Source organism: Caballeronia sp. LZ028, assembly GCF_031451415.1.
Classification (GTDB): domain Bacteria; phylum Pseudomonadota; class Gammaproteobacteria; order Burkholderiales; family Burkholderiaceae; genus Caballeronia; species Caballeronia zhejiangensis.
This window is the reverse complement of sequence record NZ_JARUXN010000014.1, coordinates 32,081-57,974: the sequence shown is the minus strand read 5'-3', so window position 1 is coordinate 57,974 and position 25,894 is coordinate 32,081. Positions and strand designations below refer to the sequence as shown.

The window sequence follows — 25,894 nt, the reverse complement described above, 5'->3', positions numbered from 1 at the left end:
ATCGACCGAGAGGTATCACCTATGCAAGCCCTTCGAAGCGAAGCCATCATCGATTCGCAAAACGACTATCCCGAGTACGCCGGACCGCTGCACCTCGATACGCTGATCGAGGAAGTCGAGCGCCGCCGCGACGGGTTCGACGCCCTGTCCCACGTGCCGCGCGATATGGTCGGCAAGATGAAGCGCGCGGGGATTTTCCGCGCGAGCACGCCCGAACGTTTCGGCGGCGATGCGCTGCCGCCCGCGCGCTTCCTCGAGATGCTCGAACGTATCGCGATCGCGGACGGATCGGCCGCCTGGGTCGCGGCGTTCGGCTCCGCGAACACGTACCTGGCTTCACTGCCTGTGGAGACCCAGGCGCGAATCTATGCGGCCGGTCCCGATCAGGTCTTCGCGGGCGGCTTGTATCCGCTGCAAAAGGCCGAGCGCGCGCCCGGCGGATTCCTCGTGTCGGGACAGTGGCGCTTTGCGAGCGGCTGCAAGGGCGCGGACTGGATCGGCGTGGGAATCGGCGGGGCGCCGGCCGGCACCGACGACAAGAACGCCGGCAAGCCTTTTACTGCGGTTTTCCCGGCGAGCGAAGTGGAGATCGTCGATAACTGGAACGTGGTCGGCATGCAGGGCACGGGCAGCCATGATCTGCGCCTGAAGGACAAATACGTCGAGGAACAATGGACCTTCGTGCGCGGCGGCACGCCGCTGATCGATGAACCGCTGTACCGGTATCCCGCCGTCGCGTATCAGGCGCAGGTGCATGCGGCAGTGAACATCGGCCTGGCGCGCGCGGCGCTCGACCTGCTGGCGGGGATGTCCGGCGTGACGAAAACCACGACCGGTGCGCCGCGTCTCGCCGATCGCGCCTACTATCGTTCCGGGCTCGCGCAGGCGGAAGCACAACTGCGCAGCGCGCGGGCGTTCTTCTTCGAGTGCGCGGAAGCATCGTGGCGCACGGTGCTCGCGGGCGACCCGGTGTTGCCTGCCGAAGCAAACTTGCTGCGTCTGTCGGCGACGCACGCGGCCCACACCTGCGCCGATATCGTGATGCAGGCGTACAAGATGGCGGGCATCGGCGCGATCTATCGCGAGAACCGGATGCAGCGTCTGGTACGCGATTCGATCGTCGTCACGCAACACGCCTTTCTCGGCGAAGGCAATTACGACGCATCGGGCGCGATCTTCGTCGGCATTCCGCCCGTTACGCCGTATCCCTGAACCCGCGAATCCTGAAAGGACATCTGCCATGACACACGATCAAGCGCGCACACAGTTTCGCAACGCGATGGCCTCGCTCGGCGCCGCCGTCAACGTCATTACCACCGACGGCCCGCACGGACGCTGCGGTATCACGGCAAGCGCCGTGTGCTCCGTGACCGATACGCCACCCACGATGCTCGTCTGCATCAATCAGTCGAGTTACGTTCACGATGTGTTGCTTGCTAACGGCCGGGCGTGCATCAACGTGCTGGGCGCGCACGCGCAGGAACTGGCGCGCGCGTTCGCGGGCATGGACGGAGGCTCGATGGACGAACGCTTTGCGCGCTGCGGTTCGCGGCCTGGCGCATTGCAACTTCCCGTGCTCGACGATGCAATCGCGAGTCTCGAAGGCCGTATCGTCGACAGCAAGCAGGTCGGTTCGCATTCAGTGCTTTTCGTACAGGCAGAACACATCGGCTCGCGCGAAGACGGCGATGGGCTTGTGTACTTCGGCCGGCAGTTTCATCGGCTCGCGCGCGCGGCTGCTTCCTGCGAGGCGGCGTAAGCATGCAAATCTGCCTGTTTCTGATCGGTGCGGGCGGACAGCGCCCGCTGGTCGATATTGCGCCATTGCAGCGCATCGACGGCTTACGCAGTCTGGTCGTGCACGAGCCGATGGCGCAACACGTCGATCCGCGCATTCCGCCCGCGGCCGATGCGCCATCGTGCGTGCTTCAACTGTATTTCGATGAACTCGCCGCGCTCGAAGCTGCCGCGAGACTCGATGGCCCGATCCATCGCGCGCTTCGAGAACCTTTGATCGCCGGGCGCTTCATGCAGCAAGTCATGGCCGTGCGCGCGCTGGCCTCGCACGCGCCATCCACCCAAGCGCGCATTCAGCGCTGCACCTATCTCGTCGCGTACGAAGGGCCGGCCGAGGACTTCGACACATGGCTCGCGCATTACCTGCGGCATCACGCGCCGTTGATGTCCACCTTGCCGCGATTGCGCGAGCTGGAGATCTACACGCGCATCGATTGCACCATCGGCCTGCCTTGCACGCGCGCGAGTGCGATGCAACGCAACAAGGTCGTCTTCGACGATGCGTCCGCGCTCGCCGACGCACTCGCCTCGCCGGTGCGCGAATCGATGCGGCGCGATTTCCATACCTTGCCGCCCTATCGCGGAGCCACGCCGCATTTTGCAATGCACAGCACATACGGTAATCTCGCCACACATTGATGGCCGCATGGCGCGACCAGCGCTCGTTCGTGAGTCAACCGTGTATGACGAAGCTCAACTCCGGTATCGCCGATCTCAATCTGCTGCGCGTGTTCCTCGCCATCTGGGATTTGCGCAGCCTGACCGCCGCCGGCGAACGTCTCGAACTGACGCAGCCCGCGGTCAGTCATGCGCTACGGCGCTTGCGCACGATCTTCGGTGATCCGCTTTTCGTGCGCACGCCCGCCGGCATGGTGCCGACCGATGCCGCGCATCGGCTGTATCCGCCGCTCGCGCAGGCGTTGTCGATCATCAACGAGGCGGTCCAGCAACTCGCCAGCTTCGATCCCGCGACCGCCCGGCGCGTGTTTCGCATTTCGATGTCGGACATGTCGGAATTCTTTTTTCTGCCGCCGCTCGTCGCGCTGCTCGACCGCGAGGCGCGCGGCATTCGAATCGAAGCGGTCAATGTTCCGGTGGAATCCGTAAGCAGCGCCATGCGCGCCGGAGAAATCGATCTTGCGCTAGGCTATGTGCCGGGTCTCGACGCGGGATGCGTGAGCGAGACGCTATTCGTCGACGAGCATGTATGCGTCGTGCGCGCCAATCATCCGTTACGCAAGTCGCGGCCGACACGCGACGACCTGACCGCCTTGCGCTACGTCTACGCGAGCACCAACGCGACGGGCCATCGCATGGTCGAGCAATGGCTCGACGAGCTGAATTTCAAGCGCGATGTCGCGGTCCGGCTGCCGCATTTCGTCGTGGCGCCCGAAATCGTGATGAACACGGACCTTGCCGTGCTCTTCCCCAAGAGCATCGCGCTGCGCTTCAATCGTAGTAAGGCCTTTCGCATTCTGCCATTGCCTTTTGCGCTGCCGCCCATCGAGATTCAGGTGCACTCGCACACGCAATTCACGAGCGATCCGGGCGTGGCGTGGCTGCGCAATACGATCCATTCGATGTTTCGCCAGCCCGACGCGTGACGCTCATTTGCTGGGCTGATATCACGCGTTCTTTTCGGCGAATTTGACCGGGGTGAGTGTCGCCACGACACTGTTTGTCATGCGAAGCCTCAAGAAGGCTGCAGCCCTTCTCATTCAATGCGAGCAGACATGGCAACAGTTCATACCTCGACCGCCGAAACCAGCGCAGCAATGCCGGATCGCACGCTCAGACGTATCGTCATTGCGTCGGTCGCGGGCAACGCGATGGAGTGGTACGACTTCTTCGTCTACGGAACGGCGGCCGCACTCGTGTTCGGCAGTTTGTTTTTTCCGGCCAATGCGGACCCGCTGATCGGCACGCTCGGCGCGTTCGCGGCATTCGCGATGGGCTTCGTCGCACGGCCGCTCGGCGGTATCGTGTTCGGCCATATCGGCGACCGTTATGGACGGCGCGCGTCGCTCGTCTGGACATTGCTCATCATGGGCTTCGCGACGTTCGGCATCGGCCTGTTGCCGACTTACGATCACGTCGGTCTGTGGGCGCCTGTTGCGCTCGTCGCACTTCGCCTGCTGCAAGGCATCGCGTCCGGCGGCGAATGGGGCGGCGGCGTGCTGATGATCAGCGAGAACGCGCCGCCTGAAAAGCGCGGCTATTACGCGGCGTGGAGTCAGCTCGGCGTCGGCGGCGGTTTCGTTCTTTCCTCGGCGGCGTTTCTCGCGGTGCAGGCCTTGCCGCACGATCAGTTCATCTCGTGGGGATGGCGCCTGCCGTTTCTCGCGAGCATCGTGATCTTCGCGCTCGGCGTCTACATTCGTCATAGCCTGCCTGAGAGTCGCGACTTCGCGAACGCGGAAGAAGCGGGCAAGACGTCGCATATGCCGGTGCTCGAAGCGATCAAGCGTCATCCGAAGGAAATACTGATGGCGATGGGCCTGCGCGTCGCGGAGAACGGCGGCGCGTACATCTTTCTCGCGTTTTCGCTGGTGTACGGGAAGTTCATCGGCATTCCGAATTCGACGATGCTCACCGGCGTCATGCTCGCGATGGTCGTCGAAATGATCGCGATGCTGCTGTGGGGCAAGCTCTCCGATCGCATCGGACGCAAGCCCGTGTATATGATCGGCGCCGCATCGCTCGCGGCGATGGCCTTCCCGTTCTTCTGGCTGCTGGACACGCATTCGACACCGCTCATCTGGCTTGCGCTGGTGCTTGGCACGGCCGTCTGTCACGGCGCGATGATCGGCACCTTGCCTGCGCTCGTCGGCGAATTGTTCAGCACGGAAGTGCGCTACTCGGGCGTTGCGCTCGGGCATGAAGTGGCTTCGATTTTCGCTGGCGGTCTGTCGCCGCTCCTCGCGACCGCGTTGCTTTCGCACTATCACGCGTCCTGGCCCGTCGCGGTGTTTCTCATCGCGCTCAGTCTCGTGACGGTCGTCACGCTGCGCTTCACGCACGAAACGCGTCATCAGTCACATTGATGCGATACACGATTTTTAGCCTATTTTTCTTATTCGGCGTGCGGCTCTAAGATCGATGCATGGTTGTGGGAAACACATCGAAAGGAAGGCGATCATGCAAGCTCAAACCGTGAAAGTCCGAGTCGACGCGTTGCGCGAGGAAGCGCACGGCGTGCGCTCGTTCAGCGTCTCGCGAATCGACGGCGCGCCCTTCGAACCCTATGAGCCCGGCGCGCATATCGATGTGACCGGCCCCTCGGGTGTCACGCGTCAGTACTCGCTCTGCGGCGATCCGGCATGTCTCCGGACGCAGATCTTCGCGGTCAAGAAGGAAGCGCAATCGCGCGGCGGTTCACGCTCGCTTCACGAGGAAGTGACCGTGGGCTCCGAGCTTTCCGTCGGCGCGCCGCGCAGTCTGTTCCAGCTTCACGCGGCCGCAAGCGAGCACATTCTGATCGGCGCGGGCATCGGCATCACGCCCTTGCTGTCGATGGCTTATCGGCTCGTCGCGAGCAATGCGCGCTTCACGCTGCATTACTTCGCGCGCAGCGAGGCGCATGCGGCATTCATGACCTTGCTGACGCGTGCCCCGTTCAACGCGTACGTGAAGCTGCATTTCGGCGTCGAGCGGCACGAGCAGCGCGACAAGCTCGACGAATGTATCCGCGATGCCGGTCCGAACGCACATGTCTACACATGCGGGCCGAGCGCCTTCATGGATGCCGTGGTCGAGACGGCGCAAGCTCGCCTGCCCGCGGATGCGATCCATCTGGAGCGCTTCAAAGCCGAGCCGATTGCCACGGCCGAAGCCTCGTTGGACAGCTTCGAGGTGCAACTCGCAAGCAGCGGACAAACGGTTCGCGTGGACAAGAGCACGTCGATCGTCGATGCGCTCGCCTCCATCGGCATAGAAGTCGATACCTCGTGCGGCGAAGGCGTTTGCGGTACGTGCATGGTGGATGTCGTGAGCGGCGAGCCCGAGCATCGCGATCACTGTTTGAGCAAAGCGGAACGCGCGAGCAACAGCGTGATTTGCTGCTGCGTGTCGCGTTCCCGTTCGCCCGTGCTGGTGCTCGATCTCTGAGCGAAATCACATCGTCTTGAAGCTCGCGAGGGTGTCGGTCATCAGGGCGCGCATCCACGCGTTGCCTTCGTCGTCGTGAAAGTGTTCGTGCCAGTGCATCGTCACGGCCACTCTCGGCAACGGTACAGGCAGCGCGTAAATGTTGAACGCCTCGCCTCTGTTGAGGATATGCGCGAGCTTTTCCGGCAGCGTGGCGAACAGATCCGTTGCAGCCAGCACGCCGGGCACCGCCACGAAATGCGGCAACGCCAGCGCGATATTGCGTCCGACGCCTCGTCCGCGCAGCGCATCGTCGAGCGCGTCATGGCTGTGTTCGAGCGAGCGAACCTGAACGTGCGACGCGGCAAGGAACTGCGCGAGTTTCAGCTTCGTGCCTTCGGGCAGATCGTCGCGCTTGCGGGTCATGCATACATACGATTCCTCGAAGAGCACGCAATGGCGCGTGCGCGGCAATAGCGACGGCAAGTTGCCGATCGCGAAATCCAGCCGGCTCGCGCGCAATGCTTCTTCGATTTCTTCGACCGGCAACGGCTCGACCACCAGCTTCGCGCGCGGCGCGGCATCGTGCAACGCGGCGCAGATCGCCGGCAGATACGCCATCTCCCCCGCATCCGAGAGCGACAGGCGAAAGGTACGCGTGCTCGTCGCCGGATCGAAACGCTCGGCGTAACGCAACGCCTGGCGCACGGTGTCGAGCGCGCGCCCGACGATCTCGGCCAATTCCAGCGCGACGGGCGTGGGCTGCATGCCCGTGCGCGTGCGGATGAATAGCGCGTCGTCGAACAAGGTGCGTAATCGCCCGAGCGAATAGCTGACCGCCGGTTGAGAGAGCGCGAGACGCTCGCCTGCGCGCGTCAGGCTGCGCTCTTCCACGATAGCCTGGAAAACGCGCAGCAGATTCAGATCGATATGGTCGATGGATGTCATGACGGGCCGTCCGAGATATAGGCCGCACTGATTGAACGACCTGTTTTTAATCGATTTGACGCATGATCCTCGAAAAGCGAGACTGATGTCAACGAGAGGATTTGCCGAGCGCCCAGCCAAGCTCGCGTCAGTCGTTCGATCAGCCACTCAACTTCTCCGAGGAATACGATGAGTACGCCGACCTATCAGACCATCGACACCAGCGCGCTAGCCAGGCGCGCGGAGTCCGATCGCATTGCGCCTTCGCTTTACTACGATCCGGAGTTGTTCGAGGCCGAACTCGAACGCATCTTCTACAAGACGTGGGTGTGGGTTGCGCATGACAGCGAGTTGCCGAAGCCCGGCGACTTCGTGACGACGACCATCGGCCGTCAGCCGGTCATCGTCGTGCGCGACAAGACCGGAACCGTGAACGTGTTGCAGAACCGTTGCCGTCATCGGGGCGCGACCGTCTGCGAAGAGCACAAGGGCAACGCCAAGGGTTTCACATGCCCGTATCACAGCTGGTCCTATGCGCTCGACGGCACGCTGCGCGCCCTGCCCTACGGCGATGGTTATGAAGGCGTGTGCGAGAAAGGCGATCTGCCGCTCAAGAAGCTGCGCGTGGGCGTTTATCAAGGGCTGATTTTCGCGAGCTTCGATGAATCTATCGAACCGCTCGAGGACTTCCTCGGCGGCGCCAAACCGTGGATCGATCTTTTCATGAAGCAGGGCGCGGGCTACCCCATCAAGGCGAATGGCGAGCACAAGTTCAGGTTCAAGGGCAACTGGAAGATCCAGCTCGAGAACACGACGGACCTGTATCACTTTCCCGTCGTCCATAAGTCATGGATGAAGTCCATCGACGATGAAACGGCCGCCGTCATCACGAGCTTCATGACGAGCGACAAGGCGTTCTGCCGATCGCTCGGCAATGGTCACAGCCTTGCCGTGCTGATGCCGGAATTCGTCGATCTCGATCAGGACGACGGCGCGCCGCTGCCCGAACGTTTCAATGAACTCGCCGCGCAACTCGCAGAGAAACACACGCCAGAAGAAGTGCGCCGCATCGTGCGTTCGCTGATGGGCGTCGGCTTCAACCTCAATCTGTTTCCGAACCTCGCGCTTTCGATGGCGTTCTTCCGCGTGCTGCGCCCGATCTCCGCGGTGGAAACGGAAATCCGCCATGTCGCGCTGGGAATGGACGGCGGCCCCGAGGAAGCCAATCGCGCGCGCTTGCGCATGCACGAGCACTTCCAGGGCCCGTTGGGCTTCGGCAGCCCTGACGACGCCGAAGCGTGGGAGCGCGTGCAGCGCGGCTCATACGCCGGCCCTGACGTACCTATCCTCGTGAACCGCGGCCTCAACCGCGAAACGACCGCACCGAACGGTGAGAAGACCGCGCATTCGACCGACGAAACCGGCATGCGCGAAGCCTACAGACAATGGCGCGCGATGATGGAGCAAGCATGATGGACGAACGCAACGCACTCTTCACGGACCAGACCTTGGCGCGCGCGATCGCATTCATCTGGCGGGAAGCGGAACTGCTCGACCGCCGGGACTATCGCGCCTGGCTGGATCTGTGGGACCCGAAAGGCCATTACGTCGTGCCGATCGATCCGCGGACGACCGACTACGCGTCCACGCTCAACTACGCATACGATGACCATCACATGCGCGAGTTGCGCGTGCAGCGTATGACGTCCGGCTTTTCGGCGTCGGCCTCCGATGCGGCGCGCACGGTACGCACGGTGTCGCGCTTCACGCTCTCTGGCGACAGCGCGGACCTCGTCGAGGTCAAGTCCTCGCAGATCGTGATTGCCTACAAGCGCGGTCTGTCCACGATCTTTGCTGCCGACCTGACGCACAAGATCGATATGTCGAGCGGCGAGCCGCGTCTGTCGGAGAAGGTGATCCGCCTGATCGACTCGACCGAGGCGCTGAGCGCCATCGGCTTTCTGCTTTGAAGTCATGCGCGCGTCGTGTCGATGTCGGTCGTCCGGCATTGCTTTCAGCGATGCGCGCGCTATCCATTCGCTACGTTCATGCCAACACTCGAAGTCTATTTGCCTCAAGGTCACGCCGACGAACGCAAGGCATCGCTCATTCAAGGGCTCACGCAAGCGACCGTCGACGCGATCGGTGCGCCGGCCGAATCCGTGCGTATTCTGCTGTCGGAGTTGCCCGCATCCAATAGCGGCTTTGGCGGCAAAGTCAGCGCGGCGGGATTGCCCGTCATCATCGCGATCCTGATTGCTGGCCGCACGCAGACGCAGAAAGAAGCGCTGATCGCGCATCTGTCGGAGACCGGCGCTTCCGTGCTGAATGTGCCCTTGCAGTCCACGCGCGTGTTGATCAAAGACATTCCGAATACCGATTTCGGCCTGGGCGGAAAGACCGCTCGCGCCTTGGGCCGATAAGAATACGTGAAGCCATGACGGACAAAATCATCGAGAGCCTGCAGGCGCGCTTGCGCGTGCTCGAAGCGCAGAACGCGGTGCGCAAGACCATCGCCCGATACATGGCGCTCTGCGATGTGCCGGCACGCGCGCTCGAAGGGGAATCGCTGACGGCACTCTTCAGCGATGACGCCGTGTGGGAAGGCATCGGTCCACAGTATGCGGACAAGTTCGGCCGCTTGGCGGGGCCGAACGCTATCGTCGCGATGCTGCAACGCTACCTGCCGCCCACGCCGCACTTCGCGACCAACGTCCACTTCCTGACGAGCGAGCATATCGAAGTACAAGGCGATACGGCGAAGGGCCGCTGGATCATGTTGCAGGCATCCGGATATGTCGATGCACACGCCGAGCTCATCTCGGCGCGGCTCGATGTGGATTTCACTCCGTCGCCTCACGATGAAGACGTTTGGCTGATTCGCCACTTCCGCACCGAACGCCTTTTCGACGCGCCCTGGCAACTCAACCCCGCGCAAGGAGTCCGTGCATGAGCGCCTTTTTGCAGCAATTCGATCTCGCGACGCATGCCGCCGCGGATGCACCGACCATCGCGATCAAGGACAGTATCGACATAGCCGGCTATCCGACGACCGCGGCCAGCCGCGCACTCGCCGATGCGCCGCCCGCACCGCGCCACGCGCAAGTCGTGCAGCGGCTGCTCGATGCGGGCTGGCGCATTACAGGCAAGGCGAACATGCACGAACTGGCGTTCGGCATGACAGGCCTCAACGACTTCAGCGGCACGCCCGTCAATCCCGAAGATCCGGCGCGCATTCCCGGCGGATCGTCGAGCGGCTCGGCATCGGCGGTGGGGCTCGGGCTCGTCGATGCCGCCCTCGGCACCGATACCGGCGGCTCCGTGCGTTGCCCCGCGGCATGCTGCGGCGTGATCGGCCTGAAGCCGACTTTCGGGCGCGTGTCGCGTGAAGGTGTCGCGCCGCGCCAGACGTCGCTCGACTGTGTCGGCCCGTTTGCACGGGAGATGAACACGGTCATCGACGTAATGCTCGCAATCGATCCGTCATTTCAGGGCGGCCGTGCGCGCCGCGACGTGACAGCGATACGCGTCGCGTTGCCCGATGTGCAAGCCGAAGGTCGGATCCGCGACGCGGTGGCGAGCGCGGTCGCGCGCAGCGGACTCGCGTCGCGCGCCGTGCAGCTCGAATCCATTCAGGATGCGTTCACGGCCGGTCTCGCCGTCATCAACGCCGAGACGTGGCGCGCGTTCGGTCATCTCGTCGGCAGCGGAAAGCTTGGCCCGGATATCCTGGCGCGGTTGAGCGCCGCCGCGAACACGCCGGTATCCGAGCTCGATGCAGCCGAGCGCATACGTCGCGACTTCACGGACGAGGTCGATCGCGTGCTGGCGGACGCCGACGTCCTCATTCTTCCGACCATGCCATCGCTGCCGATCACGATCGAGGCCGCGCGCGCGGGCACTCCGGTGATCGCAATGTCGTCGCTTATCCGGCCTTTCAACCTGAGCGGACATCCGGCGCTTACGTTACCGGTTCCGGTTGAAGGGGCGTCGCTCAAGGCGGGATTGCAGATTGTCGGCCGCAAAGGCGATGACGAGACGGTGTGCGCGGTGGCCGCATACATCGAAGCGATGCTCGCTCCGCATGCGTAACGAGCCGACGAGCCGTGCGCCTCTCAACGCAAGTTCGAGTCGAGCGGCAGACGCACGGTGAAAGTCGCGCCCTGCCCGCGTCCGGCGCTCGCAACATCGACCGTTCCGCCGTGCAGGCTCAGGATGTTCTTGACGAGCCACAGTCCGAGCCCCAGGCCGCCGACGCGTCCGCTCGACTGCGGCGCGATCTGCTGAAAGCGGTCGAAGACGTCCGGCAGCGCATCGGGTGCAATGCCGCGCCCCGTGTCCTGAACGGTCAGCACCGCCTGGCCGTCCGATGTGCTCACGGAAATGGACACGCTGCCCGCGTCCGTGAATTTCACCGCGTTCGTGAGCAGATTCCAGACGACTTGCTCGAGGCGGCTTTCATCCGCCATGACGATGCACGGCTCGACGTGCGGCGTCTGCAATCGCAGGCCCTTGTGCTCCGCGGTCTTGCGGATGTCTTCGACGACGTTGAGCGCGAGCGCACCGATATCCACCGGCTGCAGATGAACCGAGAGCTTGCCGGTAACGACCGCGCCGCTATCGAGCAGATCGTCGACCATATGCGACAGCTGGCGGCCGTTGCGGCGGATCGCTTCGCCCGCCCGCGCGACGTGTGAAGGATCGGCGACGACCTGCAGCAGTTCCGCCCACGAGACGATCGCGTTCAAAGGCGAACGCAACTCGTGACTGACGGCCGCGATGAAATGATCCATTGTCTTGGCGAGCGCTTCGCTGCGCTCGCGCCCCGAACGTTCCTCGCCGGCCGTCGCGGACAGCTCGAGCTCACGTTCCTTGCGCGACGTGATGTCGAGCGTGAAGCCCATCACCGACTGCATGGTGCCGTCGTCCGCGAACTGCCCTGTGCCGCGAATCAGGACCCAGCGCCGGCCACGCGCTCCATCGATGCATCGTTCGCACTCGAAGCTTCGTTTGGCTTGCAGCGCCTGCCAGTGCTCCGCAACCGGATCGGGCTGCTCGATGAACAGCTTTTGCCGATCCAGCCCGGCGATGTCCGGCAAGCCGAGATCTTCGACGCATTGTTCGCTGCAATGCACCGCGCCCGTTCCGACGTCGAGCTCCCACGCGCCGACGCCAGCGAAAGCCAACGCCCGTTCGAACCGAACGCGATGATCGTGCAGGCGCTGCTCGGCTTCTCTCGCAAGAATCTGCCGGAGCCGCGCGTGCGAGCGCAGTCGCGCTTTCTCTCGCCGTTCCGTGCGCGTCGCCAGCGTGTGCATCGTGACGTCATCGAAGCGCAGCAGGATGAGCGGCGGTTCATCGGCGGTCGCGGGAAGATGCGAGACGTGGATCTGCCAGTACCGCGACGGCTGTTCGTGCGTGGCGGCGCGATCCGGCGTGTCCAGGCTGAAAGCGGGCGAGAGGCGGCGCTGACCCGCGTGCAGATTCGCGACGAGCGCGCGGATCAGATGTTCGCATTGCCCCAAAGCCGCTTCGGTCTCGCCGAACATCGCAAGCCATGCCCGGTTCGCGAACACGACTCTCAGGCCCGGATCGAGCATGAGATACGGCTCGATCAAGCGGTCGAAGATCGCCCGGTCGGCCGTGCCGACAGCGCTCGCTTCCGCCGAACGGGAAGTCGAGTCGGTCATCGGAAGAGCCGTGGTGATGTTGCCAGAGGACGCTTCGTCACGATCGATCCTCTCCTTGTCCAAATCCCTGCGTGAGTTCGGCAACGGTCTTCAGGAACTGGTCCATCGAGGCCGGTTTTCTGAGCAAGGCGTTCCAGAGAACGATGCCGCTTGGCCGAGCCACATGGGCGGACGTATGCAGCACGATGGGAATCGCCGCCCATTCCGGCCGCTCGCGAACGGCCCGGCACAATGCCTCTCCGTCCATGCCGGGCATCATCAGGTCTGTGATGAGCAGGTCGGGCACCGAGCGTTGCATCGCGGCAATGGCCTCTCGTCCATCGCGCGCGCGCTCCACCTCGTAGCCGGAATATTCGAGCGCGAAGCTCCACGCTTCGAGCAGATCAGGTTCGTCATCAACGAGAAGGACACGCGTCATGGACCGCTCACAGCCATACAAAAACGGTTGGAATCCCGGCGCGGGACTGAGTCGAATCCTCAGTATCCTGCTTGTTCGTCACTACGGCTGGCCGCGCAATCCGGCGCCGCCTCTTTCAACATGCAATGTCACCAGTTCGATCAGACGATACGGCGGATAAGGCTTTTGCAGTATTGCCGCGAACAACGCCCGATCGGCCGGATCGATCGCGTGCGGGGCGGCGCTGCACAGGACGATCGGAATCCGCCGGAAGTCATCGTCGCCGCTGAGCGCTCGCGCAAGGTCCACGCCTGAACTGACGGGCATCATGAAATCCGTCACCACGAGCGACGGTCTGATGCGCTGGATCGTCTGCAACCCGTCCGCGCCGTTCGAAGCAGCATGCACGACGTGCCCCAAGTCCTGCAGCAGGAACTTCAGGAAATCGGTAACGAGAGGTTCATCGTCCACGACGACAAGATTAGCCATGCGCGCAGCCTGGCTATCGTCCGCTCGCGTCGTCGCCCATTGCGCCTCGCGCCGTGGACATCGTTCCCGTGACGTGCAGCCCATCGCCGAGTCCGGAAATCTGCACTTCCGCGGTCGATGTATCGAAGAGGCTGTCGCGCACCTTGAGCACCGTGATGCTGCGTCGCAAAGGACCACCCGCCGCCTGATGGCGCATCTCGATCACATTGTCGATCTGCGACAGGATTTCCGGCGATGGATTGGTGCGCCACGGCCCCGACAGTTCCTTCGTTTCCCAGGTGCACACCGTCGTCACGCCGATCGCGCGCAGCTCGTTGCTCAACGCGGCGAAGAATTCGACCATGCGATGCGGATCGACGGTCGCGCGTTCGAAACCGGCGAGGCCGTCGATGAACAGACGTTCTGCGCGCGTCGTGCGAACCGCGTCGAGCAGCTCGTAGGCGAGCTTGTCGAGAAGATTTTCGGTGAGCGGGCGCCACAACATGCACAGCGCCTTCTTTTCGACGAGCGTTTGCAGATCGAGACCCAGTGCCTTCGCTTTCGCGTACAGCCGCTCCGGCGTTTCATAGAAACCGAAATGCACGGCAGGCCGCTCGACGGTCGCGCAGTTGAGATAGCCGATTCCGAAGGTCGTCTTGCCGCTGCCGGCTGGCCCCACCACGACGGACATCGAGGCGGCAGGCAAACCGCCGCCGAGCCGTTCGTCGAGCCCGCCCGTACCCGTGGCGACCTTCGTCAACCCGACGGTCTCTTGCGTGGACGGTCGAGCGAGAGCGGCTTCGAGGCGAGGGAATACGGCGATGCCGCGCTCCGAAATTTCATAGAGATGCAAGCCGCTCAGCGCACGGCTGCCGCGCGATTTCGCAACGCGAATGTGCCGTACGGTGCGCGACCCGAACAGGTTCTCCTCGAGGTGCAGCACGCCATCGACCATCGTGTGTTCGGGACTGGATTCGTCGATCCGGGCACTGGTCAGGAAGAGAACCGTGCAACCGGTGAACGCAGCATGACCTTGCAATTCCGCGACGAAGGTCTTGATGTCCAGATTGGTTTCGCTGCTTTCGCGGGCATTGAGCAATCCGTCGAGCACGAGAATGCTGGCCTGCGTGCGCGCGAGCTCGGAGCGCAGCAATGCGACCAGCGCATCGAGTCCCTTCTCGCGAAGCGTGCGAAAAAGACTGAGGTAAGTCAGATCCTTGCCGAGGCGGCTCGCATCGTAGAAACTCAGCGCCGATAGCGACTGGAACAGCCGGTCGTGCGATTCCGCGAGCAGCGTGATGTAGAGAACCTTGTGTCCCTGACGGGCTTGCGCAAAGGCAATCTGATTGGCGAGGATGGTTTTTCCCGCTCCCGGCCGTCCCTGCACGATATAAGACGAGCCCGCTATCAGTCCGCCGTCGCAGATATCGTCAAGTCCCGGAACTTCGCTGCGTAGCCGCGCGAGTTTGTCCATTGCGTCGATCCATTATGTTGGGTGGCAAGCCGGGCATCGCTACCCATTTGCCGCCGCCGTTCCGTACCTGTCGGTTCCGATCCCGCCACTTCAGGTCGGCAGTGTACTCGAAATGACAGGGCAAGACGACGCTCCGGCGTTCCCGTCTCGCAGGCTCGACGTCGAGCGCGTCAGTCTTCTGCGTCGATCATGTCGTTGATTTTCAGCACGAGCTCTTCGATCGCAAACGGCTTCGTCAGCAGGTGCGCGCCCTCTTCGACCCTGCCGTTGCCGAACACCGATTTCTCCGCATATCCCGTCATGAAAAGGACCGGCAAGGCAGGCCGCCTGAATCGCGCCCGGTCCACCATCTCCTTCCCGTTCATGCCCGGCATGCCGATGTCGCTGACCAGGATGTCGATCTCCGCGTTCGAATTGAGGATGTCGAGCCCGGACGGACCGTCGCTGGCTTCGATGACATTGAAACCCGCATCCTTCAGCACTTCGGTGCAGCCCAGGCGAATATCGGCTTCGTCATCGACGACGAGCACCGTGCGCTGCTTTCCGACAGCAGGCAGGACGATCGTCGCCGGCAAATCTTCCGTTTCCGGTGTCGAATCCGTCAGTCGCGGCAGATAGATGCTCACCGTCGTGCCCTTGCCGACCTGCGACTCGATCGACACTTTGCCCCCCGACTGACGCGAAAATCCGTACACCATGGACAAGCCCAGGCCCGTGCCCTGCCCCAAGGGCTTCGTGGTGAAGAACGGATCGAACGCCTTGTCGATGATTTCCGCTGCCATGCCGTATCCCGTGTCGGCGACCGCGATCACGACGTAATCGCCATCGCTCAAACCGTGCAGGCGCGCAAGGCGTCCCTTGAAGGAGACGTTGTTCGTGCGGATCGTCAGCGTGCCGCCCGCGGGCATGGCGTCGCGTGCGTTGATGCACAGGTTGAGCACGGCGTTCTCCAGTTGCACCGGGTCGCTCAACGTCGTGTGGAGGGTTTCTTCGAGCCGCGCATTCACTTCGACGGACGGTCCCAAGGTGCGCCTTATCAGATCGAGCATGCCGTCGATCAGGCGGTTCGGCGAGATCGCCTTGGGGTCGAGCGTTTGTCTGCGTGCGAAGGCAAGCAGCCGATGCGTCAGCGCGCCGGCTCGCTGCGTCGCATCGTGCGCGCTTTGGACGAAGCGTTCGATGTCGGCGAAACGGCCCTGGCGCATGCGCAGCTTGGTCAACTCCATGTTGGTGTTGATGACCTGCAGCAGGTTGTTGAAGTCGTGCGCGATGCCGCCCGTGAGCTGACCGATCGCCTCCATCTTTTGTGCTTGCCGAAGCGTTTCTTCGGCCGTCATCAGCTCTTCGGTGCGCTCGGCGACCCGCCGTTCCAGAAGCTGCGCGGCGTCCTTGAGCTCGTCGAGATGCCGTTTCGTCTGAAGCTGCCGTGCGCGCGCGCGAATCAGACCGCGCGCCACGCTTTGAAGCACTTCCGCGGTCAACGGGCGTGCGAGCAACGTGACATTGCCGAGCGCTTCGAAGAGACGCCAGCGTTGCACCGTGCTCGGACGATCGCCCGGCACCGTCAGAATGCAGATAGGAATGTCCGACCACGGCGGCTGTTTTTCGAGGCAGTCGGCAAAATCGCCCGACGGCGCCAGCTCGGAAAGCGACTCTTCGGTCAACAGCAGCCCCGCGATGCTCATGCCGTCGTTTTGCCGAAGCTGTTTGCAGATATCGGCCAATGTGCCGATTTCGAGCGCATCGATGCCGCCGGCGCGCAGCGTCTCGACGATGATCCGCGCATCCTGTCCGACCGGCGCGAGCACCTGCACCGTCGTCGGCGCTTCGTCACGCATCATGACGCGTCAGCCGGTTGGTCGCCCTCGCCGATCAATTCTTCGCGGGCGCCTTCGTAGGTCGGAACGCCGGTGAAAATGCCGCGCAAGGTTTCGAGCGGTGGCCCGACTTCCACGCCAATCGACGAAAGCTGATATTCGTGGATCGCGTTGTCGTGCAGTCCCGTTCGCTGTTTGATGACCGAAAGTGCGCGCCGCAAACGGCCCGCGGCTTCGAAAAAGCGCAGAAGCAACACGGTGTCGCTGAGGAAACTGAGGTCGATCGGGTTCTGGACATCGCCGACCACGCCCTGTTGAGCGAGCACGATGATCGTCACGACGCCGCGCCGATTCAGATAGGTGAGCAACTCATGCAGATGCAGCACGAGCGAACGCTCTTCCGGCATCGTGCTCAGATACGAATTGATGCTATCGATGACGACCACGCGAGCGTTGCGGTCTTCGACATCGCGGCGCACGGCCCACACGAATTCGCCCGGCGAGAGACGCGACGGGTTCATCCGCCGCCACGAGAATCGCTCGCTCGCCATGGCCTCGTCCGCGCTCAGGCCCAGGCTGTGGCCGCGTCGCAGGAATGTCTCGTAGGTCTCATCGAACGAGAAGTAGGACGCAAACTCGCCGTTGTTCGCGCTCGACAGCGCATAGCTCAAGGCGATCGACGATTTTCCCGCACCCGATGGACCGATCATCATCGTGGTCGTCCCGCGATCGAGTCCGTGGCCGAGAATGCGATCGAGGTCCGCGAAGCCGCTTTCGAGCGGCGCTCCGCCGGGAAGACTCGCATGTTCGTCGGCGATCAGGCTCGGAAACACGAGCACTTCTCCCGGCACGAGCATGTAGTCATGCCATCCGCTCTGGAAGTTCATGCCGCGCATTTTTGCGACCCGCAGCCGCCTGCGCGCGGCGCCGTAGTCGCGCTCGATCAGTTGGAGCGTGATAACGCCATGGACAAAACTATGAAGTTCTCCGTCCTCTCCGCTCAGAAGGTCGTCGAGAAGGATGGCGGTGACCTCCCTTCCCTGCATGAAGCGCTTGAGTTCGAGCATCTGCCGCCGGTAGGCGAGCTTGTTTTGCGCGAGCATGTGCAACTCCGACACGCTGTCGATGACGACCCTCTCGGCGCCTGTCTCCTCCACGCGGCGGATGATCCGTTCGATGGTCCTGTCGAACTCGACCTCCGACGGAAAGAGCACCGTTTGCTGACGCGATGCGTTGGCCTCGTCCGGTATCAGTTCGAAGATATCGATACCGGACATGTCCCAGCCATGCGTGGCTGCGGCGCTTCGAAGCTCCTGCTCCGACTCCGAAAAGGTGACATACAGGCACTTCGCAGCTTTCTCGACGCCCGCAATGAGGAAGCGCATGCCGATGGTGGTTTTTCCAGTGCCGGGCGCCCCTTCGACGAGATGCAGCCGATGCGTCGGCAGCCCGCCGCGCAGAACGACATCGAGTTCGGGGATTCCTGTCTTCGTGAGCGGCAGTGGAACGATCTCTGGCATAACCGACCTTTGAGTGGTGTTTTTTACCTCCTAGCAATTTTTCGGCCTTGAAGAGTTTGGTCGCCAAGTCAGCTTGCTTTGCGAAAAGCACGGCTGAAACGGCAATTTCGCGCGCTCAGGACTGGACTGTCCAGTCTTCGGTCGGCGCGGGCAGAGAGCGAAACGCGGGCTTCGCGAAGAAATATCCCTGCATCAGCGTGACGCCCTGCGCGAAGAAGAAGTCCCGCTCGCCACGGGTTTCGATGCCTTCGGCGATCACGCGGATGCCGAGATCGCCGCACATGGACAACACGCCCCGCACGATGCTCTGCCGCACCGAATCCGTGTCGATTCCGCGCACCAGTTCCATGTCGAGTTTGATGAAATCTGGCTGGAATTCGGCGAGCAGCGTGAGCCCGGAGTAGCCGGCGCCGAAATCGTCGATGGCGGTCTGAAAGCCGAAGCGTCTGTACGCACGAAATATCTCGACCAGATGCGAGCGGCTGATGACGCTCTCGCCCTCTACGGTCTCGAAGATGATGCGATCGGTCGCGAACTTGAATTTCTTGGCCGCCTCGAACGTGCTGCGGATACACGCTTCAGGCTGATAAACCGCGTTCGGCATGAAATTGATCGACAGGAATCCGCTCATGTCGAGCGACGCGGCCTGTTCGATCGCCACGGTGCGGCAGCGTTGATCGAAATGGTAGCGATTGGCTTCGTCGACCCGCGCGAGCACCGATCCCGCCGATTCGCCGTTCGGGCCGCGCACCAGCGCCTCATGGGCATACGCGACGCCATTGCGCGTATCGACGATAGGCTGGAACGCGAAGGCCAGATCGATGACGTCGCTATCGGGGACGCGGCAACCCGTGCACTTGTGCGACGCATCGCCGTGCGCGAGCTGGATGGCTGGCTTATCTTTCATGAATTTTTCGGATCGCGCACGCGGCGCACGTTTTGACTAGTCTTTATCGACACGAATCGACATGGGCTTTACACCCCGGACGAGAAACCGTGCGCTGCACAGTCGCGCGCCATGTCGCGGCGCGCTCCCGCTTTACTCAGTTCTTCCACCCGCCGAACTGCGCGATGTCGACCACCGGCAGCCGCTTGCGCGGCGCTTGCTCCCGTTCGGCCAACGCGTCGGACAGCACGCCTACATCGCCATGATGCGCAACCGAGATCACGGCGAGCGGCGTGTAGCGCTCCGCGATGCCGAACGCGTCCCGCAAGGCCTTCGCGTCGAAGCCGCTCATCGAATGGGCGGCGAGGCCGCGCGCATGCGCCTCGAGCAGCAGCGCCAGCGCCGCGGCGCCGGTATCGTAGCTCGCGTTCGGATTGACCTCGCCCTTGGCGTTGAGCGTATCCGCGAGCACCGCGATCAGCACTTGCGCGTTCCGGTTCCACGTCTGGTTGAACGGAACCAGCGTGGCGAAGGCGTCCTCGAATGCGGCAGCGTTCCGGGTCTTCTCGAACACGAGAAAGCGCCAGGGCTGCACGTTATACGCCGATGGCGCCCAGCGCGCCGCTTCGAGCAGCGCAAGCACATCGGCGTGCGCGACGGGCTGTTCGCCATAGGCGCGCGGACTCCATCGTCCGGCGAGCAAAGGATGAATGTCGATATCGGTCGGTGCGGGTCGGTGCGTCATGGATTCTGGCGATCGAAATAAAAAAGGGCTTCCAGCATAAGCCGTGCGGCGCGAACGCGATATGACTTCCCGTGCTGATTAAATCGGCGCCGACGATAAGCCGCCTTCCCGCGCCGCGGGCATGTACACGCATATCCTTAGCTCGATTCGTGCTTTCCGCTTGGCGATCCGGGCGACTATCATGGTCAGTCTTAGCCGCCCGCTGAATAGTCGCTGCGCGCTGTTGCGCCTTATCCGGAGTTGTTATCTTGTCCCGTATTGAACCCATTCGCCGGCCGCTCGTGGTCGGCATCGGCGGCACTACGCGCCCTGCATCGTCCACCGAACGCGCGCTGGGCTTCGCGCTCAAAGGCGCGGAAGAATCCGGCGCTCGCGTGCGCCTGTTCGGCGGCGCATTTCTGCACAGCCTGCCCCACTACGCGCCCGAAACGCGCGATCTCACCGACGCCCAGCGCGAACTGATCGAAGCCGTGCGCGACGCCGATGCGCTCGTCATCGCGACGCCCGGTTATCACGGCGGTATCTCCGGGCTCGTGAAGAACGCGCTCGACACACTCGAAGAACTGCGCAACGACGAGCGCCCTTATCTCGACGGCCGCGCGGTCGGCAGCATCGTCACCGCTTATGGCTGGCAGGCGGCGGGCACGGTGCTGACCTCGCTGCGCTCGATCGTGCATGCGCTGCGCGGCTGGCCGACGCCCTTCGGCGCCGCCGTCAACACGCTGGAAACGCGCTTCGAAAGCGCCGACCATTGTTCCGATCCGAAGGTCGTCGAGCAGTTGTTTACCGTCGGACAGCAGGCGTCGAACTTCGCACTCGCGTTCGCTTCGCACCGGCCGGATGCGTGGCATGCAGTGACTCGCGAAGTCGCGCTCGCACAGCGCTGAGGCAGGCAAGACGTCGAAAGCATACGGTCGATCCGTGCGCTTCGACCATGGACGATGCTTGGTATCCCGACGCACGTTCCGCGCGATGCCGCGCGCATCAGCCGCGCGCGAAGAAACGGTTGGCCGGCCTCGGCAAGCCGAGATGCTCACGCAGTGTCGAACCCTCGTAAGCGCGACGGAAAATGCCGCGCCGCTGCAACTCCGGCACCACCTTGGCGACGAAATCATCCAGGCCCGCGGGCAGATACGGGAACATCACGTTGAAGCCGTCGCTGCCTTCCTCGACGAGCCACTGTTCCATTTCGTCGGCGATATCCGTCGCGGTGCCGACCATCTGCAAGCCGGGATAGCCGCCGACACGCTGCGCCAGTTGCCGCACGGTGAGCCCCTCCGCGCGCGCCATGTCGATGACGCGTTCGCGCGCACTTCTGCTCGCGTTGGTTTCGGGAATCTCGGGCAACGGGCCGTCCGGATCGAACGACGAGACATCGTGGCCGAGCGCGATCGACAGCGACGCGAAACCGCTGTCGTCATGCACGAAAGTGTCGAGCAATGCGCGCTTTTCCTGCGCTTCGTCACGCGAGTCGCCCACTACGACGAACGCGCCCGGCAGTATCTTCAGATGCTCGCGCGCGCGGCCTGCGCGCTCCATCCGGCCTTTGACATCGGCATAAAAGCGCTTGCCCGCGGCGAGATTCGGCTGCGCGGTGAAGACGGCATCGGCGGTTTCGGCGGCGAGCTGCCTGCCCGCTTCGGACGATCCCGCCTGCACCACGACCGGCCAGCCCTGCACCGGCCGCGCGATGTTCAGCGGCCCGCGCACCGACAGATATTCGCCCTTGTGATCGAGCACGTGCAGCTTCGCGGGATCGAAGAAGAGGCCGCGTTGCGTGTCCTGCACGAAGGCGTCGTCGGCCCAGCTATCCCAGAGACCGGTAACGACATCGTAGAACTCGTGCGCGCGCCGATAGCGCTCGTCGTGCTCCACGTGTTCGTCGCGGCCGAAATTCAGCGCGGCATCCGGGTTCGACGTGGTGACGAGATTCCAGCCCGCGCGCCCTTCGCTCAGATGATCGAGCGATGCGAACCGCCGCGCGATGTGATACGGCTCGTCGAACGTCGTCGATGCAGTAGCGATCAGGCCGATGCGCTCGGTCACCGAAGCGAGCGCGGACAGCAGCGTGAACGGCTCGAACGATGTCGCCGTGTGGCTGCGCTTGAGCGCGTTGACCGGCATGTTCAGCACGGCAAGATGATCGGCCATGAAGAACGCATCGAAACATGCTTTCTCCAGCGTCTGAACGAACCGCTTCAGATGTCGAAAGTTGAAGTTCGCATCGGGATACGCGCCGGGATAGCGCCACGCGCCGGTGTGCAGGCTCACCGGACGCATGAATGCGCCGAGATGGAGTTGTCGGGACTGTGGCATCGCGTCGATGAATGAAGGAGTGGCGAACCGCGTCAACTTACTCCAACTCGCGCAAACACGCTCGATCGCGCTGACCATTTGCAAATCATGCGACGGGACATATCCATAGCGCCCGATATTATTTGCCGCGCACGCGCCGCGCCTCTAGCATCGGCTTCTTTCAACCAGCCTGCCTGTCCATTCGTGAAGATCAAGCATTCATTCAAGACTGTCCTGTTCCCGGTCCTGCTCGCGTGCGCCGTCGTGAGCGCGCAGCCGTCGTTCGCGGCGAACCAGACCGTGCGGGTCGGCATCATGTCCGGCGAGGACGAGGATGTCTGGCGCACCGTCGCGGCCAACGCCGCGAAGCGCGGCATCACGGTCAAGGTCACGACCTTCTCCGACTATACGCAGCCCAACGAGGCGCTCGCGCAGCACGATCTCGACGCCAACTCGTTCCAGCACAAGCCTTATCTCGATGCGCAGATCCAGGCGCGCCATTACGACATCGTGCCGGTCGGCTTCACCTATGTGCAGCCGATCGGCCTCTACTCGCGCAAGGTGAAGTCGGTGGACGCGCTGCCGCAGAACGCGTCGATCGGCGTGCCGAACGACCCGAGCAACGAAGGCCGCGCCCTGCTGCTCCTGCAGGCGAACGGCGTCATCAAGCTGCGCGAGAACGTCGGCCTGCTGCCGACCGCTCGTGACATTGCGAGCAACCCGAAGCATGTGCAGATCAAGGAACTGGACGCGGGTATCGTCGGCCGCGCGATCGGCGATGTCGACGCCGCGGTCGTCAATACCGATTGGGCGATCAAGGCGGGCATCCAGATTCCGCAGGAGCGCATCGCGCAGGAAAAGGTGACGAACAATCCGTATCGCAACTTCATCGCGGTGAACGCGAAAGATGCGCAGGCGCCGTGGGTCAAGGCACTGGTCGAGAGCTATCAGCAGGCGAATGTCGCGTCGTCGATTCTTTCCGTGTATCACGGGGCGACGTTGCCGGCGTGGGAAGACGCGCCGCAGCATTGAACGCGACGGCGAAGCATCGCCGATCATCGGGACGCGGGGCCTGTTTTCGGAAGGAAACAGGCCCCGGCTTCATAGTGTCGCCGGATCGCGGCCCGCAAAGAACTGTTCGTCCGGCACCACATTCAACGCGATGGTCAGCCGGTTCGCATAGTTGAAGAACGCCGATATCTCCAGCACTTCGGTCACCGCCTGCTGCGTGAAGCCGATCGAGCGCAGCCATTGCAGATGCTCATCGCGAATGCTGCCCGGCTCGCGCGTGAGGCGCTCCGCGATCTCCGCGAGCGCCGCCTCCTTCACGGACAGCCGCACATGGCGAAAGCCCTGCGCGATGCGCTGCGCACGCACGGTATCGCCCGAGACGGCCGCCAGCGCCTGCGTGTGATTGAAAACGCAATAGCTGCATTCGTTCACGGCCGACGTGACCACCGCGATCAACTCGCGCTCGGCTGCCGTGAGATGGCTGCGGTGCGGATCGAATAGATGCTCGTAGAACGTGACGAGCCGGTACGCGGTATCGGGGTTGACGGAAAGCGCCGCAAGCCAGTTGGGCACGAAGCCATACTGACGGCGAAACTTCGCGTGGATCGCCGCGACGTGCGGCGGCAAGCGGGCCTCGTCGGGCAAGCCGAAACGGGAAACCGGTTCGCGTATTGCATCGGCATCCGAATTCAGCTGATCGGCGAACGGATCTGAAGGTGCAAGAGTGGACATCGTATGGAGTCTCCTGGCGCTATGTTCGGGCATCCAAATTAACGCACTCGCCGACGAGCGGTGTGACTGATTTTTCATAAGCTAATCGGTGTTTGGACACATCGCGCTCGCCGAATTGCAAATCGCAAATCGATATTGGATCGCACGAAAGATCGCTGCGCATAATGAGCCGCAGCTTCTCTTCACTCCTTCCAGGCGAGGCATGTGACATGGCAGAAGTTCTGAGCACTGAGACGCACGTCATCGGACGGCTCGATGTTCCGACGCACGATGCGCTGAGCGACGATCTCCGGCAACTGGTCGAGCAGCACGGCGGCGACAACTGGATTCGGGCGCTGTCCCTGAATGCCGATACCGCGCGCCGCTTCACGCAGTACTTCGAGAAACTTTTCAGCGCGACGGGCGGACGACTGCCGCTCGACGAGCGCGAGCTGATCGCGGTGATCGTGTCGCGCACGAACGGCTGCGGGCTGTGCGCAATCCATCACGCGCATGCGCTCGGCGAGGCGCTCGGCGACCGCGTGCAGGCCCGGCGCATTGCGCTCGACTATCACCTCGCGGATCTGTCCGCGCGGCAACTGGCGCTCGCCGAAATCGCCGAGACCATCACGACATCGCCGCGCGCGATTACCCGGAAGGACTTCGACCGCCTGCGCGCGCTCGGCCTCGACGACGCCGATATCCTCGAAGCGATCGAGACCGCGTCGTGGTTCAACCATACGAACCGCATCTTCATCGCGGCCGGCGTCGTGCCCGACGAGAAGTATTTCTCGGCGCTCGCGTAATGCCGATCCCGCATCCGCACACAGGAGAGTTTCGATGAGCGCCGTACTCGAACCCGTCATCGCGTCGCCCGCGCCGGGTGATGCCTCGCATCTGCTGTCCGACGCGCTGCTCGATGCGATCGGCCAGCGCGCCGCCGGTTATGACCGCGAGAATCGCTTCTTCTCCGACGACCTGCGCGATCTTCACGAAGCCGGTTTCCTGCGCGCCACGGTGCCGATCGAATTCGGCGGACTCGGCCTCACGCTGCCGCAACTGCTGCGCGAGCAGGTGCGGCTCGCGGCCCGCGCGCCATCGACGGCGCTTGCGCTGAACATGCATTTGTACTGGGTCGGCGCGGCGCTGCATCTGTATCGGCGCGGCGACAAGTCCGCGCAATGGATTCTCGAGGAAGCGGGCGCGGGCAAGGTGTTCGCGGCAGGCCATGGCGAGCCGGGCAACGATCTCGGTCTCGCGTGGTCGTCGGTGAAGGCGACGCCGTTGCCGGACGGCGGCTATCGCTTCGACGGCCGCAAGATCTTCACCTCGCTCGCGCCCGCATGGGACTGGCTCGGCGTGCATGGCATCGACGACTCCGATCCGCAGGCGCCGAAGATCGTGCATGCGTTCATCCGGCGTGACGCGGCGGGACATCGCACGGTGCAGACCTGGGATGCGCTCGGCCTGCGCGCGACGCGCAGCGACGATACCTGGCTCGAAGGCGTCATCGCGCCGCGCGACAAGGTGATCCGCGTGCTGCCCGCGGGCATTCCCGACGATCCTTTCGTCGATGGCATTCTCGGCGCGGTGCTGCCCGGTCTCGGCGCGGTCTATTACGGCATCGCGAAGCGCGCGTTCGACATCGCGGTGGAATCGGCGAAGCAGCGTGCATCGCCGGCCATCGGCGGCAAGACTTATGCGTACAAGCCGCTGACGCAGCAGGCGGTCGCGCAGGCGGCCATCGAGCTTGCGAGCATCGAGGCGCTCGTCGAGCGCGCGGCCGAGCGCTGGTGGACGGGTTACGGCGAAAGCGAACCGTGGATCGCGCACTTGCTTGCGGCGAAACAGCATGCCGTCGATGGCGCGTTGCGCGTGGTGAACCTCGCGCTGAAGATCGCAGGCGCGGCTTCGCTGTCGCGTCATAGCGAGCTGGAACGGCTGTATCGCGATGTGCGCGCGGGCGCGTTTCATCCGCCGAACGCGGATGCGGCGCATGAAGTCATCGGTCAGGCTTGGCTCGGGGTGCTCGGTCAGGCGTGAGCGTCGCGGCGCATGGTTGACTTTTCC

The 25,894-nt window shown here is 63.3% G+C and carries 26 protein-coding genes; 15 read left to right on the top strand and 11 right to left on the bottom strand.

What is annotated here, in order from left to right:
• The first annotated feature begins 21 nt into the window (after window positions 1-21).
• From QCE58_RS31865 to QCE58_RS31840, 6 genes are all read left to right on the top strand, one after another.
• Window positions 22-1,212: an acyl-CoA dehydrogenase family protein gene (locus QCE58_RS31865; protein ID WP_309780904.1), complete on the top strand. Its 1,191-nt coding sequence runs from the start codon at window positions 22-24 to the stop codon at window positions 1,210-1,212.
• A gap of 28 nt (window positions 1,213-1,240) precedes the next feature.
• A complete protein-coding gene (locus tag QCE58_RS31860; RefSeq protein WP_250522288.1) occupies window positions 1,241-1,759 on the top strand; it encodes a flavin reductase in 519 nt (172 codons plus the stop codon).
• Window positions 1,760-1,761: 2 nt separating this feature from the next.
• Window positions 1,762-2,436, top strand: coding sequence for an ethyl tert-butyl ether degradation protein EthD (locus QCE58_RS31855; protein WP_250522289.1), 675 nt, complete (start codon window positions 1,762-1,764; stop codon window positions 2,434-2,436).
• Window positions 2,437-2,480: 44 nt separating this feature from the next.
• Window positions 2,481-3,401, top strand: a complete 921-nt coding sequence (locus tag QCE58_RS31850) for a LysR family transcriptional regulator (protein ID WP_033535823.1) — start codon at window positions 2,481-2,483, stop codon at window positions 3,399-3,401.
• 129 nt (window positions 3,402-3,530) lie between these two features.
• On the top strand, window positions 3,531-4,841 hold the full coding sequence (locus QCE58_RS31845; protein WP_175981621.1) for an MFS transporter: 1,311 nt from the start codon (window positions 3,531-3,533) through the stop codon (window positions 4,839-4,841).
• 94 nt (window positions 4,842-4,935) lie between these two features.
• Window positions 4,936-5,904 carry a PDR/VanB family oxidoreductase gene (locus QCE58_RS31840; RefSeq protein ID WP_008346721.1) on the top strand — a complete coding sequence of 323 codons (969 nt, stop codon included), beginning with the start codon at window positions 4,936-4,938 and terminating at the stop codon, window positions 5,902-5,904.
• Window positions 5,905-5,910: 6 nt separating this feature from the next.
• Here the strand turns inward: QCE58_RS31840 and QCE58_RS31835 are convergent, their stop codons facing one another.
• Window positions 5,911-6,831 carry a LysR family transcriptional regulator gene (locus tag QCE58_RS31835; RefSeq protein ID WP_008346723.1) on the bottom strand — a complete coding sequence of 307 codons (921 nt, stop codon included), beginning with the start codon at window positions 6,829-6,831 and terminating at the stop codon, window positions 5,911-5,913.
• A gap of 168 nt (window positions 6,832-6,999) precedes the next feature.
• Between QCE58_RS31835 and QCE58_RS31830 the strand changes: the two genes are divergently transcribed.
• The 5 genes from QCE58_RS31830 (at window position 7,000) to QCE58_RS31810 (ending at window position 10,902) form a co-directional block, all read left to right on the top strand.
• The gene (locus QCE58_RS31830; RefSeq protein ID WP_008346725.1) at window positions 7,000-8,283 is read left to right on the top strand and encodes a Rieske 2Fe-2S domain-containing protein; all 1,284 of its coding nucleotides are present in this window, start codon (window positions 7,000-7,002) and stop codon (window positions 8,281-8,283) included.
• Window positions 8,280-8,780, top strand: coding sequence for an aromatic-ring-hydroxylating dioxygenase subunit beta (locus QCE58_RS31825; RefSeq protein ID WP_175981619.1), 501 nt, complete (start codon window positions 8,280-8,282; stop codon window positions 8,778-8,780). The genes QCE58_RS31830 and QCE58_RS31825 overlap by 4 nt, the downstream gene beginning before the upstream one ends.
• Before the next feature lie 78 nt (window positions 8,781-8,858).
• Window positions 8,859-9,233, top strand: a complete 375-nt coding sequence (locus tag QCE58_RS31820) for a tautomerase family protein (protein WP_250522290.1) — start codon at window positions 8,859-8,861, stop codon at window positions 9,231-9,233.
• Window positions 9,234-9,247: 14 nt separating this feature from the next.
• Complete coding sequence (locus QCE58_RS31815) at window positions 9,248-9,763, top strand: nuclear transport factor 2 family protein (protein ID WP_175981615.1); 516 nt, start codon at window positions 9,248-9,250, stop codon at window positions 9,761-9,763.
• Window positions 9,760-10,902: an amidase gene (locus QCE58_RS31810; RefSeq protein ID WP_250522291.1), complete on the top strand. Its 1,143-nt coding sequence runs from the start codon at window positions 9,760-9,762 to the stop codon at window positions 10,900-10,902. Before QCE58_RS31815 ends, QCE58_RS31810 begins: the two co-directional genes overlap by 4 nt.
• Window positions 10,903-10,925: 23 nt before the next feature.
• On the opposite strand, the gene QCE58_RS31805 is transcribed toward QCE58_RS31810, so the two are convergent.
• From QCE58_RS31805 to QCE58_RS31770, 8 genes are all read right to left on the bottom strand, one after another.
• Window positions 10,926-12,500, bottom strand: a complete 1,575-nt coding sequence (locus tag QCE58_RS31805) for a PAS domain-containing sensor histidine kinase (RefSeq protein WP_250437290.1) — start codon at window positions 12,498-12,500, stop codon at window positions 10,926-10,928.
• A 37-nt stretch (window positions 12,501-12,537) separates the two neighbouring features.
• Window positions 12,538-12,918, bottom strand: a complete 381-nt coding sequence (locus tag QCE58_RS31800; RefSeq protein WP_008346733.1) for a response regulator — start codon at window positions 12,916-12,918, stop codon at window positions 12,538-12,540.
• Between the two features lie 81 nt (window positions 12,919-12,999).
• Complete coding sequence (locus QCE58_RS31795; protein ID WP_008346734.1) at window positions 13,000-13,386, bottom strand: response regulator; 387 nt, start codon at window positions 13,384-13,386, stop codon at window positions 13,000-13,002.
• Between the two features lie 13 nt (window positions 13,387-13,399).
• Window positions 13,400-14,839 carry an ATPase domain-containing protein gene (locus QCE58_RS31790; RefSeq protein WP_008346736.1) on the bottom strand — a complete coding sequence of 480 codons (1,440 nt, stop codon included), beginning with the start codon at window positions 14,837-14,839 and terminating at the stop codon, window positions 13,400-13,402.
• Window positions 14,840-15,009: 170 nt separating this feature from the next.
• Complete coding sequence (locus QCE58_RS31785) at window positions 15,010-16,680, bottom strand: ATP-binding protein (RefSeq protein WP_250522292.1); 1,671 nt, start codon at window positions 16,678-16,680, stop codon at window positions 15,010-15,012.
• Window positions 16,677-18,176, bottom strand: coding sequence for an ATPase domain-containing protein (locus tag QCE58_RS31780; RefSeq protein WP_008346739.1), 1,500 nt, complete (start codon window positions 18,174-18,176; stop codon window positions 16,677-16,679). The genes QCE58_RS31785 and QCE58_RS31780 overlap by 4 nt, the downstream gene beginning before the upstream one ends.
• Window positions 18,177-18,291: 115 nt before the next feature.
• Window positions 18,292-19,083, bottom strand: coding sequence for an EAL domain-containing protein (locus QCE58_RS31775; RefSeq protein ID WP_250522293.1), 792 nt, complete (start codon window positions 19,081-19,083; stop codon window positions 18,292-18,294).
• 136 nt (window positions 19,084-19,219) lie between these two features.
• Complete coding sequence (locus tag QCE58_RS31770) at window positions 19,220-19,807, bottom strand: nitroreductase family protein (RefSeq protein ID WP_008346743.1); 588 nt, start codon at window positions 19,805-19,807, stop codon at window positions 19,220-19,222.
• A gap of 248 nt (window positions 19,808-20,055) precedes the next feature.
• On the opposite strand from QCE58_RS31770, the gene QCE58_RS31765 reads away from it, so the two are divergent.
• Window positions 20,056-20,694 carry an NADPH-dependent FMN reductase gene (locus QCE58_RS31765; protein ID WP_033535800.1) on the top strand — a complete coding sequence of 213 codons (639 nt, stop codon included), beginning with the start codon at window positions 20,056-20,058 and terminating at the stop codon, window positions 20,692-20,694.
• Window positions 20,695-20,791: 97 nt separating this feature from the next.
• Here QCE58_RS31765 and QCE58_RS31760 read toward each other — a convergent pair whose 3' ends face one another.
• The gene (locus tag QCE58_RS31760; RefSeq protein ID WP_250522294.1) at window positions 20,792-22,123 is read right to left on the bottom strand and encodes an LLM class flavin-dependent oxidoreductase; all 1,332 of its coding nucleotides are present in this window, start codon (window positions 22,121-22,123) and stop codon (window positions 20,792-20,794) included.
• 183 nt (window positions 22,124-22,306) lie between these two features.
• Here QCE58_RS31760 and QCE58_RS31755 point away from each other — a divergent pair, with 183 nt between their 5' ends.
• Entirely contained in the window at window positions 22,307-23,134 is an 828-nt protein-coding gene (locus tag QCE58_RS31755; protein ID WP_008346747.1) for a MetQ/NlpA family lipoprotein, read from the top strand.
• 69 nt (window positions 23,135-23,203) lie between these two features.
• On the opposite strand, the gene QCE58_RS31750 is transcribed toward QCE58_RS31755, so the two are convergent.
• On the bottom strand, window positions 23,204-23,845 hold the full coding sequence (locus QCE58_RS31750; RefSeq protein WP_175981605.1) for a peroxidase-related enzyme: 642 nt from the start codon (window positions 23,843-23,845) through the stop codon (window positions 23,204-23,206).
• 209 nt (window positions 23,846-24,054) lie between these two features.
• Between QCE58_RS31750 and QCE58_RS31745 the strand changes: the two genes are divergently transcribed.
• Both QCE58_RS31745 and QCE58_RS31740 read left to right on the top strand, forming a co-directional pair.
• The gene (locus QCE58_RS31745; protein ID WP_250437294.1) at window positions 24,055-24,630 is read left to right on the top strand and encodes a peroxidase-related enzyme; all 576 of its coding nucleotides are present in this window, start codon (window positions 24,055-24,057) and stop codon (window positions 24,628-24,630) included.
• A 34-nt stretch (window positions 24,631-24,664) separates the two neighbouring features.
• Window positions 24,665-25,867, top strand: coding sequence for an acyl-CoA dehydrogenase family protein (locus tag QCE58_RS31740; RefSeq protein ID WP_250522295.1), 1,203 nt, complete (start codon window positions 24,665-24,667; stop codon window positions 25,865-25,867).
• The last annotated feature ends 27 nt before the right edge of the window (window positions 25,868-25,894 follow it).

Coding starts and splice junctions, on each gene's coding strand:
- QCE58_RS31760 (WP_250522294.1), bottom strand. CDS start 22,123: ATGCCACAGTCCCGACAACTCCATCTCGGCGCATTCATGCGTCCGGTG.
- QCE58_RS31850 (WP_033535823.1), top strand. CDS start 2,481: ATGACGAAGCTCAACTCCGGTATCGCCGATCTCAATCTGCTGCGCGTG.
- QCE58_RS31770 (WP_008346743.1), bottom strand. CDS start 19,807: ATGACGCACCGACCCGCACCGACCGATATCGACATTCATCCTTTGCTC.
- QCE58_RS31780 (WP_008346739.1), bottom strand. CDS start 18,176: ATGCCAGAGATCGTTCCACTGCCGCTCACGAAGACAGGAATCCCCGAA.
- QCE58_RS31745 (WP_250437294.1), top strand. CDS start 24,055: ATGGCAGAAGTTCTGAGCACTGAGACGCACGTCATCGGACGGCTCGAT.
- QCE58_RS31785 (WP_250522292.1), bottom strand. CDS start 16,680: ATGATGCGTGACGAAGCGCCGACGACGGTGCAGGTGCTCGCGCCGGTC.
- QCE58_RS31800 (WP_008346733.1), bottom strand. CDS start 12,918: ATGACGCGTGTCCTTCTCGTTGATGACGAACCTGATCTGCTCGAAGCG.
- QCE58_RS31855 (WP_250522289.1), top strand. CDS start 1,762: ATGCAAATCTGCCTGTTTCTGATCGGTGCGGGCGGACAGCGCCCGCTG.
- QCE58_RS31845 (WP_175981621.1), top strand. CDS start 3,531: ATGGCAACAGTTCATACCTCGACCGCCGAAACCAGCGCAGCAATGCCG.
- QCE58_RS31835 (WP_008346723.1), bottom strand. CDS start 6,831: ATGACATCCATCGACCATATCGATCTGAATCTGCTGCGCGTTTTCCAG.
- QCE58_RS31795 (WP_008346734.1), bottom strand. CDS start 13,386: ATGGCTAATCTTGTCGTCGTGGACGATGAACCTCTCGTTACCGATTTC.
- QCE58_RS31815 (WP_175981615.1), top strand. CDS start 9,248: ATGACGGACAAAATCATCGAGAGCCTGCAGGCGCGCTTGCGCGTGCTC.
- QCE58_RS31810 (WP_250522291.1), top strand. CDS start 9,760: ATGAGCGCCTTTTTGCAGCAATTCGATCTCGCGACGCATGCCGCCGCG.
- QCE58_RS31865 (WP_309780904.1), top strand. CDS start 22: ATGCAAGCCCTTCGAAGCGAAGCCATCATCGATTCGCAAAACGACTAT.
- QCE58_RS31820 (WP_250522290.1), top strand. CDS start 8,859: ATGCCAACACTCGAAGTCTATTTGCCTCAAGGTCACGCCGACGAACGC.
- QCE58_RS31805 (WP_250437290.1), bottom strand. CDS start 12,500: ATGACCGACTCGACTTCCCGTTCGGCGGAAGCGAGCGCTGTCGGCACG.
- QCE58_RS31830 (WP_008346725.1), top strand. CDS start 7,000: ATGAGTACGCCGACCTATCAGACCATCGACACCAGCGCGCTAGCCAGG.
- QCE58_RS31860 (WP_250522288.1), top strand. CDS start 1,241: ATGACACACGATCAAGCGCGCACACAGTTTCGCAACGCGATGGCCTCG.
- QCE58_RS31775 (WP_250522293.1), bottom strand. CDS start 19,083: ATGAAAGATAAGCCAGCCATCCAGCTCGCGCACGGCGATGCGTCGCAC.
- QCE58_RS31790 (WP_008346736.1), bottom strand. CDS start 14,839: ATGGACAAACTCGCGCGGCTACGCAGCGAAGTTCCGGGACTTGACGAT.
- QCE58_RS31740 (WP_250522295.1), top strand. CDS start 24,665: ATGAGCGCCGTACTCGAACCCGTCATCGCGTCGCCCGCGCCGGGTGAT.
- QCE58_RS31840 (WP_008346721.1), top strand. CDS start 4,936: ATGCAAGCTCAAACCGTGAAAGTCCGAGTCGACGCGTTGCGCGAGGAA.
- QCE58_RS31750 (WP_175981605.1), bottom strand. CDS start 23,845: ATGTCCACTCTTGCACCTTCAGATCCGTTCGCCGATCAGCTGAATTCG.
- QCE58_RS31825 (WP_175981619.1), top strand. CDS start 8,280: ATGATGGACGAACGCAACGCACTCTTCACGGACCAGACCTTGGCGCGC.